Origin of the sequence: Streptococcus mitis, assembly GCF_002096925.1 — a bacterium.
GTDB lineage: Bacteria > Bacillota > Bacilli > Lactobacillales > Streptococcaceae > Streptococcus > Streptococcus mitis_AF.
In genome coordinates this window covers 1-12,463 of sequence record NZ_NCVN01000016.1, presented here as the reverse complement: position 1 = coordinate 12,463, position 12,463 = coordinate 1, and the positions used below count along the sequence as shown (strand labels likewise).

Genomic DNA, 12,463 nt, shown 5'->3' with positions numbered 1-12,463 from the left:
TTCGCAACAACTAAACCAAATAGGTTGAGTGTATTATATAAAAAAAGTGGACGACTGTCCACTAGTAAAATGTATCTGATTCATAAGTATCTAGATACGTTAAAGACTCCTCATTACTTTTCAACCCAACCAACATATCGTTTTCAAGTTTATATTCATCACTTGTTTTACTATTTGCTTCAATAAAGTAGTTTTTGTCTGTATAACTAATAAATTTTGTGACTTCTATATCTTTTTGAGTAATTGGATCCAAGATTTTAATGTTACGAAATATTGCATTTTCCTTTTTATATTTTTGTTTAAAATTATTATACTCTTTACTTCCAATCTTGATAAATTTTATATAACTCTTACTATTTCGTAAAGATTTTCTCTCACCTTTATTATCAAGTTCTAAAATTATTTGTTCACTATCAATTTTTATTATTTTCCCAACTTTTTCTTCATAATCATTCAGTACCTCCGATTTTTTATTTAAATAAAAAATTGTCTTATGATACATTAGTCTTCTACCATCTATATTCAATAAGGATTGTCTTACAATAATATCTTTTTTAGTATATTTATTTTTTATAATCATATTCCAATTTCCATTTAGTTCTACCTGGTTAGAAGGTGAACCAAGATACTTTTGAATAGACTGTCTATTATTTGGCAAATAAATTAAAAATACTGTAATTACCCACAATACTAGTAAGAAGAATAAGCGATATATGTGCTGTTGTACAATCTCCAAAGGATTATTAACACACGTAGAAATCGGAATCATTTTTGCTATTATGTACATAATTGGAATCAAAAATATTAAATTAGATCTAATGAACGAAATTTGTTGTGCCCTATATTTCGATATTTTTATGTTTAATAAAACCTCCAAATTTTCAGGTGTTAACAAAAATATAAATAATGCACTAAATGCTGATATAATTGCTGATTCTTTGGGATCAATAAAATATAATATCGTTCCAAGTATAACTTCACAAAATGCAACAATTATGATAGGGAGTATATTTTCTGGTTTCGTACTTTTCATTAGATAAGCTTCCAACATGGGCATAATAAATATCAGGGGTACTATAAAAATAATTAAATAGATAAGATCAGAAATATTAAAATTCAGATTGTTGTGATCCATAAGAAAAAGTACTAATTCAGTTAAAATTAGAAAGTCTATAAAACCTAAAAAAACTGTTATTGTTAAATTTGCTATTTTTACAATAATTTTTTTCCTTAGTGAAAGATAAATAAAACAGATTAGCTTTAAAATAATAAAGATAGAAATAATAAAATAGGCTACTTCTACACTCTCTATATTAAAAAAACAATAAATAATTCCTACAATAAAAAAAAGTATAAAATGAATTATTAAAATTGGTACATTATCTTTTTGTTGAATTATCTTTTTCAGCACTACAAAAGCTCCCTTTAATTAAATACAAATACAATACTTAAAGTATAAACTGTTTAATACTTACCAACTTCGTTCTATTCTTTACTTTTCAAACGCTTTCTTCCTAATTTCCATAAATTCAATCAACTCTTTCTTAAAAATTTCCTTTTCCTCATCAGTCAAGCCTTTTGAGTTCATACGGAAAAGCAATTCAATATTATCTAATTCATCTGATTTTTCTTCTGAGTTCCCAACTAAATAATCAACGGACACATTTAAAACTTGTGCAATCTTAACAAGATTTTCTTGTGTTGGTTTTTTTGCTCCACGTTCCCATGAAGCATATGCTTGTTGGGAAATATCTATTTTTTCAGCTATTTGAGTCTGTGTTAGTTTAACTTGTTTCCTTAGTGTTTTCAATCGTTCTGCGAATTCCATATGTGACCTCAAAAAAATATTTTAAAATTTTGCAGAAAACCGTTGACATTTACAACTAACGGTTGTAAAATATAACCAACAACTAATAGTTGTATAACAATTGAAAATAATAACCTTATCTTCAAGGCTAAATCACGATCATTGACAATTAAATAAAAAGTGCGTCTGACAACCAGAAGACTGATTGCCAAAACTACACTAAACTTCGTACCTTTATTGTAAACGTTTTGAAAAGAAAAGTCAAGTCTGTTTGATGGTTGAAGTGAAGATTTAAAACATTATTTGTGGACTTCAACGCATTTCGGACTTTCGCACTTTTCCGAATAGTAAAGTGAACTGGCTTCGCCAAAGGGCGTAAGAGAACCCAATGGGTATGATAATGACTACCTATTGTGGTTGGCTGGGAAAGCGATGGTAATTCATGCAATGCACCTTGCTAAACTTTGCCACCGTGAAGGAGGAATCCTTCAACCAATAACTTTTCTTTACTGCTGTCTATCTACCTTGATAGACTCACTCTCAAGCTACTAAGTCTTCTGTTTTCTTAGTAGCTTTTTTACATTTATAATAAAGGATAAAACTATGACAAACTTTTTTCGCACTACAATGTAAACGACTTTACGATAATTACACATTTACATATAGAATATTCAGTTCATCTGATAAGCTAACCGCACAGTTATACACTCAATCTTTGAATGATTTAGAGTCTTTAGCAAAGAAATCACTTGTTACAGGATTTTCTCATTCCGAAGTGGCATTCTATACTAGAATGTTTAAACGTTAACTCTCTACTCACTACTACTCAAGAGTGAAGCTACCAGCTTAACTCTTTTTATTTTACAATCAGAAAGGAAACAACTTATGATCCCAGAAACTTTAAAATGAAACCAGAATTTATCGGCCCAGCTTACTATGAGAAATTAGGAAACGCTCCTCGTTATGTCTTTGGTAAAGAAGGAAAGTACCAAAGACATATTCTAAATAGTGAAACTCATGGTGCCTTCCACGTTATTACACCTGCTTCTACCACTGTCTTTCCAGAAGATGCTCTTGTTGAAGCAGTTAATCCTATTTTCTTATCGGATACTTCGCTGAATGGAAATTCTGTCGCACCTGCTCTCAACGTTTTTGCTGAGAAGCTAGTACTCAAGAAATAATAAAATAGCTAAAACTGGATTAAACTATGGAACCTATAAAGCACTAACGCATAGTGAAACGATTACAACAAAGACTTATGTCAACACTTCTAATGTAGTTCCTATGACAGTAGGTGAATTTGCTTTAAAGTCTCTAAAACAATAAGGTAAACTTTGAGGTGAACTTTTTCAAAAAACATAAAAAAAGCACCCATGAGGTAAACTCTTGAGTGCTTTGAAACGTTGATATAATCGTATTGATTAACGTTTTGAGGCAACTGACCTCGTCAGGTTGCAGCCACATTTGTAAGCGACTAAAGTCGCAACAACTGTGTCAATTGCACCAATTTATCAAGAAAGTACAAAAAAGAACACCCCGAAAGGTGCTCTTTGTAAGTATAGTAATTCTTTCGAATTAACGTTTACTAAATTGTGATGCTTTACGAGCTTTCTTAAGACCTGGTTTTTTCTACATTATGATATTTATGGTAAATTATCACTGAAATCAAGTTCTTTTAAGAGATAAATCCTCAATTTTTACATATATAACCCTTTTAAAAATCAAGAGGTTATCAAAGGGTTATCACTTTTTAGTTTTCGGAGCTTATGCAATTGAGAAATAACCTACTTTTAAGCTATTAACTCCCAAAAGTAACTCAGTTAATTTGATTTTAAAATCATAAACTATACCACCTTATTTTATTTATAGTTTTTGACCTTCCATATTTTCAGTAGCTCACTATTTGAACTATTTGGAGATTCTTCCCTTGGAAGTTGAGTAATCTTAACAATTACTGGTAAATCAAAAGAAACACCTGTGATTATTGTTTGTCCAGCAGATAGATTAGGAATACTTGACTTTGAAATATAGTCTAAAGATGTCATTGTTCTATCTAGTAATTTTAAATCATTATCATTTACCAATCGATGGATAAAATAGTTATGAATCTGTGAAACAATTGTCGGAGAGATATCAGAAGGTCTTTGGCTGGCTATTGTAAGATAATATCCAAATTTCCGCCCTTCTTTTACAATCTCTTCGAAAACATCCAATCTATAGTCTTTCCATTTTTCAGATTCAATTGTAGAATTTTCCGAAAGAATATTGTGCGCTTCGTCAATAATAAGATTAAATATAGTATCTTGCTCAAATCTAGCTCTATGTATATCATAACTAATTTTAGCAATTAGCATTGGCAACAACATTTTTATGTCTTTATTAATATTTTTTAACGAAACAATATTTACATTCCCATCAGCAAATAACTCTTGAGAATCATTTTCTGGTAACATTTCAATCTGAAGAACTTTATCAAAATCACTGGAACGTGCCTCGATTCTATGAATAAGAGGTGAAATATGGTCATACTGTATAGTATGACGAGACAAATCAAAAATCATCTGAAAGTAAGCTGCCAATCGCAGTTGAATAATAGGATTTTTGATTTTTTCCTTTGACTCCAACGTCATAAACATTGAAATCCGTTGTTTTATATTTCCAATTTCTTGTTCTAATGCTTCCATATTTTCATCAGCATTCCAATACCACCTATTATTATTTGCTTTCCAACCAGACAATTCTTGCATGCTGTAATAACCATTTGAATTATACGGATTAAAAGCACTGAAATCAATCCATGTAGAAAAACTTTCATGATTTATTTCTAAAACATCCAGTGCATATTTTAGTAAATCTAAAGATTCTTTTGATGTAGAAGTATAAACTGTTTTAAAAGCTCTATAAAAATATTCTAACACATTCTCTTCAAAATTATTTTTTGAAAAGTAATACTTTAATAATCTATTTAAAAAAGGCTGTTGAGTTTGTGCGGTCGCGCCAAATAAAATGGATAACATTTCTTTATCCCAAAATTTATTAGCAGGCACTATAATTTTATCACCCCCCGAATTTTGAGTGTTTAGATTATACACTTTCTTATTATCAGTCAATACTCTATGCCCTACATACTCACCATTAAAATCAAGAACTACAAACTTAGATTTACCAAACGTTAAGATATTCTTCTTATTTAAATCAAATAGATTACTATAAAGTCTAGCAAGAGTATTAGATTTACCACTTCCAGTATTACCAAAAATCGCAATGTGAGTATTAAAAATCGTTGTCCAATTAACCTTATAGGGGATACCTTCCGGCCATATTTCTCCTATAGTAAAATATGAATTCGGATTCGAAGGCAATCTATTATCTCCCAAACTTTCACCACTTATTATAGAGGTTATTTGCTCATTTGGTAATAGAATAACGTCATTAAATATTTGCGGAAAAGCCACCATTCCTGATATATATTTTTCACGAACAAAGCTTCCAATTACTTTTGCTTCCAATTCTCTAAAGAACCTGTCTTTAGAAAACTCCTGAACTGTTGTGTCTCTTAGAACATCCTGTGCATACTCTTTTTCAATTTTTACTACTATCGTATAATGACCACGTTTAATTCCAATATATGATCCAATCATAATACCCGAGTAACGTTTCCCATTAAAGAAATAGGTCATTTGTGATGAGTTATCAAATAATCGAATAACCACATTTGTTCCCTTAATTTCTCTTACAGTCCCTACTACATAACTTTCATTCGTCATTTGTCACTCCCCTTTGCATCAAATAATGAATTAAGATATGAAAAATTTCCTTGAACTTCATTGCCATCTGGAGATGAGATAGACGGAAGATACTCTATAATATTTCCTCCTAAATTTCCCAATTTTTCCTTTATTTGCTTCTTCGCACCTTCATTAAAAGCAATAACATAAATCTTGAGTTTGGGATTAACTATTGAACGACGTACAATCTCTAAGATATGTTCATCAGAAAACGAAAAACCAAAAACAATTAAAACACTATCGTTTTTTTCCAATTCAAAACTTAGCATCCGCAATAACTGATAGTAATGTTGTTGAAAAACAGTGTCTGAAAATTTTTCCTTTGTAGGGTTTACGACTGGAAATGTTTTATATAATCGATAGAACGACTCCACTTCATCGGAGAATTTTTCAAATATTCTAGATAATTCCTCACTTAATTTCTCCTCAGTCAAACTTCCAAAAAGAAGAGTTTCTTCATATTTTTTTGGGTCCAATAGGTTATCTTCAGTGCTCACATTATTATCATTAAATTCAGTTATTAAATTGATAATTCTATCGCTCGAATTACAAAGTTTTTCGAATATTTTGTTTTCTAAATTTACTTCAATCTCATTGTTTGAATTAATCCAAGTTACAGATCCATGAATTTTCAACAAATTAATAGTTGGAATCTCCCGTTGAAAGGAGTCACTCATTCCAGAATGAGATATCTTCAAGTGATAGTTTTCTGTCGAAATAAACTTTTTGAAGAACCCCCGACTACCATCATTGAAGTAAGTTAATCTATTTTCCTTACTTAGTTTATCAAATATCATTTCAAATAACGTATCATAATTCGACGTAAATATATTAACTCTTTTAGGTTTATCAAAACCCTCATTATTAAGAAAATCAATTAAATTTTGAACAAATCGTTTATATTGATTATGAACTTTATTACTTGCATCAAAATCAAAAATCTTTGTTTTACGTATCCAAAGCTCAAACCAAATGAAATAAAGGACTTTTCGTTGATTTTCGTCATAATTTTTTGAAGTCAATAATTCTTCAAAAGACTTTTCTATTGGCTTAATCCACAATGTAGGAATTAATCCTGAAGAAGCTCCTGAACCTATCAAAAAATTGACATTTTTTCCTTGAATATCTTTTAAAAATTGGTCAGAATTCATCTTATTACTCACCTTCAATCTTCAAGTTTAATTTTTTCTGTACTACCAAATAACAAACTTCTTTTCTTTTTCTTAATCCTCCAAGCATTACCATGATTCTTACCAGCATACTTACCCAACGGGGTCGTATAGCCACGCCAGTCATAGGTAATAGCTCCTGATTTTATCAGAGAAAGAAAAGTCATAAATTGCGGTGAACGTGTTAATTCTGCTTCAACGTATTTGAAATAACCTAATTCGCCATCCATTTTGGATTCAACTTCCACCCATAAAGTTGCTGGGTGTTTTTTATGTAATTCTTCCTCTAATGCTTCGAATTTCCAAAAAGCAACCAAAATACTCTTCTTGTTTTCTTGTTTTCGTAGTTCAACAATATTGTCTCTATCATTAACTTCCAGATAGAATCCTTGATTATTTTGAGGATTTTCTTCTGCACCTATTGTAATATACAAGCTCTTATATCCTAAATGTTTATCTGAATCATAACCATATAGGCGAGCAAATGCTGATACTCTACTTCTATCATTCGGTTCAAAATCTGCAACAGGTGTTCCTTCAAAATTAGGACGTAGAGTAAATAAGGTATCCAATGTTTTAGAAGATTTTGACTTTAATTCAATAATTCCTTCAAAATCAGCTTCTTGACTATTATTAACTTTAATTCCCAAAAGCGACTCCAGAGTGTCCCCAGCATCCTTCGGTGCAATTTCACCAGCACCTTTTGAGTTTCTATGAAATCCTTGTTTTGCTATGGCTTTCATCTGCGGAATCAACCTATTTAATGAAGCCTCTACTTTATCTTGTCCAAATATCTGTATAATTGTACGACTTCTAGGAATACTACGTGTGACATTAAATAAAGTTAATATTTTTTGATTATCTACAGTAATGTAAATCATGTCGTTGACATTGATTTGAGATGACCTAATGAACTCTCCTAACCCGTATATCCAGAATCTCTCGTCACCTCTTTTATTGGCTTTATAGAAACTTATTTTTACTTCGTGTTTCTGATCAGCCAACACCAGATTAGCTGTCAGGTAAACTTTTGAAGTTAAGTTTTTAAAATCCAATAAATCATTATCTAACAGCAATTTTCTTAAAAAACCGTTTGCATCAATAATATTTTTATTTAGCATGGTTTGCGTCAATCTTATAACAGTATAGTCATTAGAATTGTACTTGTGTATTGTATTAATAACCTCTAACTCATCATCATACGGAATAAATTGCATTAGTTTTCTCCTCTCTTAAATAAATCAGCCAGTGAAACTTCCATTTCATCTGCAAGACTTTCTATTGTTGAAAAATAAATATCTGAATATTTACCATTTACAAGATTGCTTATAGTAGACTCTCTAACTCCATCTGAAGTACTCAATGAAAATTGATTCCATCTTCTCAAATATAGCTTGACATTTTGTATAAGAATATTTTGATATTCCTCCACAGAATTAGAAAAAAATTCTTTGGAAGCACTGATCTTGTCGGTTCTAATCAAAAGTTCTGGAAAATTGATTGATAAAGCATTAGCAATCAATACCAAGGTTGAAAGTTTAGGACTATAATTAGTATTTGGAGATAATAATTTGTTAATCGTTTGCCTACTAAGTCCTGTCTGTTTAGCTAACTCACTTTGCGATAATTCACTCGAATACAGCAATCGTTCAATATTTTCTTTTACATATCGCTCCATAATAACTCTCCAATTCTCATTTTCTTTATATTACAACTTTAAGCAACTAAATAATTCATTTTAGTTTACATTTTGACTGTTTCTTAATTCTTTTACGAATATACAAGTAGAAAGTAATCCCTGGACTTTTCAAAAAAATTCTGATATACTACTAAGGTAGTAAATACAAAATTCGAGGTAAATTATGCCCTATGCAATAGACTTATTCTGCGGTGCTGGAGGATTTAGCGAAGGAATCATCCAAGCTGGTTTTGATATTATCTTTTCTAGCGATAAAAGCACTATGGTAAAAGAAACATATACCAACCGACATCAACAATTAGGTTTAATTGATGGTGTTGACACCCACTTTGAACTCGCTGATATAAAAGAACTGACTTCTGACAAAATCTTTCAATCAATCAACTCATTGAAATATGGAAATATCTTTGAAAAAGGAACTGTAGATGTTATCTTCGGAGGCCCTCCCTGCCAAGGCTTCAGCCGTCTAGGAAAACGAGATAGCAAAGATCCTAGAAATATGCTCTTCCACGAATATTTGCGTATTATTAAAGATATCATGCCACGTTATGTTGTTATGGAAAATGTAACTGGTATTTTGGATATGCAAATGTTAGATTTCCCAAGCGTACTCGATAATAGGGTTTACAAAGGACAAAATTTGGTTCAATCTATTCTTAGATCTGAGTTGGACGAGCTAGGATACACTTTACTTGATGTTCAAGTTCTAAATGCTGCAAATTTTGGTATACCACAACAAAGAAATCGAGTTGTATTTTTAGCATACCGAAACGATGTAGCCCCTATTAAATATCCAGAGAGTGATAATGATATCCCAAATGTTACTGTTTATGATGCTTTAGGTAATCTTTATGATGGGGAATTTAGTTATGAAACAAATTATTCGATACAAAGTCGATTAGGAAGAACTCCTAACACAGATGGACAACCTATTGCAGCTGATAATCCATTGAATATGGAAATGTCGAAGCATGATGACATTGTTACACAACGTTTTTCATTATACCAACAAGGTGAGAACAGAGCCAAAGCAGTTAATAGAATCCAATTAGAAAAAGTAGAATTAAAAAGGGATTATCCAAACCTATTTATTGATAGTTTGTTCCAACTAAATGGCAAAGCTAATCAACCTATTATTTTAAAGCAACTTAAAAACCAAGATTTGCTCCAAGAAAGTTTCAAGTCTGAAAAATGGTTGCAATTCACTAATCGTCAGCTGGGATTGTTGTCTATGAATGATAAAAACGATTCAACTAAAAAAAATATCCTAAAATCACTAGCACTTAGGTTAAAATCCTCATTTGAGGAAGCCGAACTATTTTGGAATGAAATTAAGAATCATTTAAACTTAGAAATAACAGAAAATAAGTTTTTAAAAATGTTAAAAGATGGTGATTCAACTCCTGCTGCAACCGAAGCTATCTTTACCAAAAAGAGTATTCGAGTTCGTCTTAATCAAGATACCGTCTCACCAACTATGGTAACATTACCGGATGACTATATCCACCCATTTTTTAATCGAGTTTTAACTGTAAGAGAAATGGCTCGTCTACAATCGTTTGATGATAGTTTTGAATTTCTTGGTAAGCGTACAACAGGGGGTGATAAGCGAGCAAAAGAAACACCCCAGTTTACTCAGGTAGGTAATGCTGTTCCACCGTTACTGGCTAAAGCAATTGCTGAACAAGTAATGATCGCAATAAATCAACAATAATATCATTAAGGGTTTGGGGACTTCCCCAAAATGAAAATCACCTCAAAAGTACATACACTTTGTGTATACAAACTTTGGAGGTGATTTTAGGAGTGTGTGTATACAGACTCTGAGCTCGCAAAGTCATAATATGAGAAATCTCTCCCCTTCGATAAAATGATCAAAAAAATCACTTTAGCTGTACTTTGTGTGTACAATTTTTTTAAGAAGATATATAAGAAAACGCTGTTAAATTTAACAGCGCTTTCTTATTTTAAAATTCTCATATGGCTTTCTTTTTTATGGTTAGCATCGTAGTATTCCAGCATCGCATGATACAAACGAGCCTTCGTTTTATCTTGTTGTTTAATTCCATGAAGAAATAATTCTGCTCGCTTTAATTTCAGTATGTATTCGCATATCTGATCGAAATCCTTATCCATATTACTTTTGAAAATAAACATCTTTTTCCTCCATCACGTCAACTATTTTTTGCATCATAATAGACATATCCATTTTATTTTCATAGCTTATTCTCCCAACTACAGTTGCAAGACGGGCTATAGAATTGATATTCTTTCCTACCTGTTCCAACTCTTCTGTTAAAGGAACTAAACCTTCAAAAGAGACTTTGTGAATGTTCAAATCTGTTCGGATTAATTTTTTTCTAGCAAACTCAGAAAAATTACAAATATTTTCCTTCCTCATACAATCATTTAATTTTTTATTTTCTTCTTCTGTCAAAAATACCTGTTTCAACACCGATTTTATTCTCATAATTTTATCACCTCGTTTTCTTATTTAGTCGTTTCACAAGTTCTTTCACTTGTTTGCTTGTTTGCTTGTCTTCTTTTCATATCCAATCATCATCTCAACACAGCAGTGAAATATCCTTACATTATCTAAATCTTCACTTTGTTTCGCTATTCTTTCTAACTGACGTAAGTTATTGATAATCCTTCTTACTTGAAATATAAAGTCATGATAAGATTTAAAATCAAATTGAATATAAATAGGCGAACGTTTAAACAACATTTTTCTAGCATAAGAGGAAAAACTTAGATGGTTTGTCATTTTAATTAAGTTATTCGCTATTTCATTTTGTTCTTCAGTAATATAAAATTTCTTTAGAATAGTCCGATATCTACTCATTTATCATATACTTCTTTCTGGCATTTTCATGAGCAATTGTTTTGCACTCCAACATCCGTTCCTGCTTTAAATTCTCCATAGACTTAAATAAATACGCTAAAGGAGAAGTCGCATCCTCAGGAATCCGTTCAATCATGCTAATGACTTCATCACTAGTTACATATCCACTAGCTAAATACTCACCTATCTTCATCTTCTGAGCATGTGTTAAAGTGTAATTGTTAGGATACAAAAATCTATCATTGTATTTATAAGAAATGGATTCTAACAAAGAATAATATTTAGGTGGAATATAAGTTTCAGGCTTTCTAGAACTATTATCCAGTATATTCTCAATCTCTTTCTTATTCTTACTCTCGTTCTTAATCTCTTGCGTTACATTCTCATTTTCATCCGTTACTGTAACGTTACAGTCTAAAATGAGTTGTGGCTCGCCTTTAATTAGTGCTTTTTGTTTTTGTCTATGGCGAGCAACACGTTCCCTTGTTTGTTTTCTAATCTTTTCTAGGCCATCTATATTCTGATGTTTCTCCCATTTTGGAATGGTAATAGCGCCATCTATGATTTCTATCATGCCAAATTCTTCAAACATGCTGAGAGCTAATTTTACCGATGTAGCTTTTCGTCTAAACACTGTTGAAAGCATCTCTTCTGTGTAATATACCTTATTTCCTAGACTCAATATTCCACTATTATTTTGCTTTCCTGCAAGCACCAGAAGTTTAAACCATATTACAATAAGAGTATCTCCTTCTGGCATCGATTCTATTAGCTGAATTTTTTCATCATCAAATATATCTGTTGTTATCTTGATCCACTGAACACCATTCATACAAGTACCTATCTTTCATATTGCTTCAACCATCTTGTTACTGCTCTTTTATCGTATAAAGTCACTCCATCAATTACCATGGTTGGCATTCCTTCTTTTGTCCATTTTTGGATTGTCGTCGTAGATACATCTAACCACCTAGACAAACCTGACATACGAACCATGGGTTTATAAAGTTCTTTATCTTCAAATACTCTTGCCACAGCATTTGAAATCATCTCATCATAATGAGCACGTAATTGCTTCTCTAATTCTTTAGGAAGCTGGACAACTAAAGTAGTTTCCGACATAAATTAACACCTCATTTCTAAATTAAATAAGCT

13 protein-coding genes are annotated in these 12,463 nt (G+C 31.3%); 2 read left to right on the top strand and 11 right to left on the bottom strand.

What is annotated here, in order from left to right:
• Positions 1–61 precede the first annotated feature (61 nt).
• Complete coding sequence (locus B7692_RS04310; RefSeq protein WP_084930007.1) at positions 62–1,411, bottom strand: hypothetical protein; 1,350 nt, start codon at positions 1,409–1,411, stop codon at positions 62–64.
• Between the two features lie 81 nt (positions 1,412–1,492).
• Positions 1,493–1,828 carry a helix-turn-helix domain-containing protein gene (locus B7692_RS04305; RefSeq protein ID WP_084930006.1) on the bottom strand — a complete coding sequence of 112 codons (336 nt, stop codon included), beginning with the start codon at positions 1,826–1,828 and terminating at the stop codon, positions 1,493–1,495.
• 884 nt (positions 1,829–2,712) lie between these two features.
• Here B7692_RS04305 and B7692_RS04300 point away from each other — a divergent pair.
• On the top strand, positions 2,713–2,988 hold the full coding sequence (locus B7692_RS04300) for a cytoplasmic protein (RefSeq protein WP_084930005.1): 276 nt from the start codon (positions 2,713–2,715) through the stop codon (positions 2,986–2,988).
• A 678-nt stretch (positions 2,989–3,666) separates the two neighbouring features.
• Here B7692_RS04300 and B7692_RS04290 read toward each other — a convergent pair.
• From B7692_RS04290 to B7692_RS04275, 4 genes are read right to left on the bottom strand one after another with little or no spacing between them, the layout of a single operon-like run.
• Positions 3,667–5,574 (bottom strand): ATP-binding protein, encoded by a 1,908-nt coding sequence (locus B7692_RS04290; RefSeq protein WP_084930004.1) that lies wholly within the window; start codon positions 5,572–5,574, stop codon positions 3,667–3,669.
• Positions 5,571–6,746: an SIR2 family protein gene (locus B7692_RS04285; protein ID WP_084930003.1), complete on the bottom strand. Its 1,176-nt coding sequence runs from the start codon at positions 6,744–6,746 to the stop codon at positions 5,571–5,573. Before B7692_RS04285 ends, B7692_RS04290 begins: the two co-directional genes overlap by 4 nt.
• 14 nt (positions 6,747–6,760) lie before the next feature.
• Positions 6,761–7,981 (bottom strand): MvaI/BcnI family restriction endonuclease, encoded by a 1,221-nt coding sequence (locus B7692_RS04280; RefSeq protein WP_050215473.1) that lies wholly within the window; start codon positions 7,979–7,981, stop codon positions 6,761–6,763.
• Positions 7,981–8,442 carry a helix-turn-helix domain-containing protein gene (locus tag B7692_RS04275; RefSeq protein WP_050215472.1) on the bottom strand — a complete coding sequence of 154 codons (462 nt, stop codon included), beginning with the start codon at positions 8,440–8,442 and terminating at the stop codon, positions 7,981–7,983. Before B7692_RS04275 ends, B7692_RS04280 begins: the two co-directional genes overlap by 1 nt.
• A gap of 184 nt (positions 8,443–8,626) precedes the next feature.
• Between B7692_RS04275 and B7692_RS04270 the strand changes: the two genes are divergently transcribed.
• Positions 8,627–10,177 carry a DNA cytosine methyltransferase gene (locus B7692_RS04270; protein WP_084930002.1) on the top strand — a complete coding sequence of 517 codons (1,551 nt, stop codon included), beginning with the start codon at positions 8,627–8,629 and terminating at the stop codon, positions 10,175–10,177.
• 248 nt (positions 10,178–10,425) lie between these two features.
• On the opposite strand, the gene B7692_RS04265 is transcribed toward B7692_RS04270, so the two are convergent.
• Genes B7692_RS04265 through B7692_RS04245 form a run of 5 tightly spaced genes read right to left on the bottom strand, consistent with a single transcriptional unit; the run spans position 10,426 to position 12,430 of the window.
• Complete coding sequence (locus B7692_RS04265; protein WP_000469565.1) at positions 10,426–10,620, bottom strand: hypothetical protein; 195 nt, start codon at positions 10,618–10,620, stop codon at positions 10,426–10,428.
• Positions 10,601–10,933, bottom strand: a complete 333-nt coding sequence (locus B7692_RS04260; protein WP_025170744.1) for a hypothetical protein — start codon at positions 10,931–10,933, stop codon at positions 10,601–10,603. Before B7692_RS04260 ends, B7692_RS04265 begins: the two co-directional genes overlap by 20 nt.
• A 45-nt stretch (positions 10,934–10,978) precedes the next feature.
• On the bottom strand, positions 10,979–11,308 hold the full coding sequence (locus B7692_RS04255) for a transposase (protein WP_084930001.1): 330 nt from the start codon (positions 11,306–11,308) through the stop codon (positions 10,979–10,981).
• Positions 11,301–12,140, bottom strand: coding sequence for a phage replisome organizer N-terminal domain-containing protein (locus tag B7692_RS04250; protein WP_084930000.1), 840 nt, complete (start codon positions 12,138–12,140; stop codon positions 11,301–11,303). The genes B7692_RS04255 and B7692_RS04250 overlap by 8 nt, the downstream gene beginning before the upstream one ends.
• Positions 12,141–12,148: 8 nt before the next feature.
• Positions 12,149–12,430: a hypothetical protein gene (locus tag B7692_RS04245; RefSeq protein ID WP_000005472.1), complete on the bottom strand. Its 282-nt coding sequence runs from the start codon at positions 12,428–12,430 to the stop codon at positions 12,149–12,151.
• Positions 12,431–12,463: the final 33 nt, after the last annotated feature.

Excerpts from the sequence above, each read along its gene's own strand:
- B7692_RS04300 (WP_084930005.1), top strand. The coding sequence starts at position 2,713 with ATGAAACCAGAATTTATCGGCCCAGCTTACTATGAGAAATTAGGAAAC.
- B7692_RS04305 (WP_084930006.1), bottom strand. The coding sequence starts at position 1,828 with ATGGAATTCGCAGAACGATTGAAAACACTAAGGAAACAAGTTAAACTA.
- B7692_RS04255 (WP_084930001.1), bottom strand. The coding sequence starts at position 11,308 with ATGAGTAGATATCGGACTATTCTAAAGAAATTTTATATTACTGAAGAA.
- B7692_RS04265 (WP_000469565.1), bottom strand. The coding sequence starts at position 10,620 with ATGTTTATTTTCAAAAGTAATATGGATAAGGATTTCGATCAGATATGC.
- B7692_RS04280 (WP_050215473.1), bottom strand. The coding sequence starts at position 7,981 with ATGCAATTTATTCCGTATGATGATGAGTTAGAGGTTATTAATACAATA.
- B7692_RS04285 (WP_084930003.1), bottom strand. The coding sequence starts at position 6,746 with ATGAATTCTGACCAATTTTTAAAAGATATTCAAGGAAAAAATGTCAAT.
- B7692_RS04275 (WP_050215472.1), bottom strand. The coding sequence starts at position 8,442 with ATGGAGCGATATGTAAAAGAAAATATTGAACGATTGCTGTATTCGAGT.
- B7692_RS04270 (WP_084930002.1), top strand. The coding sequence starts at position 8,627 with ATGCCCTATGCAATAGACTTATTCTGCGGTGCTGGAGGATTTAGCGAA.
- B7692_RS04250 (WP_084930000.1), bottom strand. The coding sequence starts at position 12,140 with ATGAATGGTGTTCAGTGGATCAAGATAACAACAGATATATTTGATGAT.
- B7692_RS04260 (WP_025170744.1), bottom strand. The coding sequence starts at position 10,933 with ATGAGAATAAAATCGGTGTTGAAACAGGTATTTTTGACAGAAGAAGAA.
- B7692_RS04290 (WP_084930004.1), bottom strand. The coding sequence starts at position 5,574 with ATGACGAATGAAAGTTATGTAGTAGGGACTGTAAGAGAAATTAAGGGA.
- B7692_RS04245 (WP_000005472.1), bottom strand. The coding sequence starts at position 12,430 with ATGTCGGAAACTACTTTAGTTGTCCAGCTTCCTAAAGAATTAGAGAAG.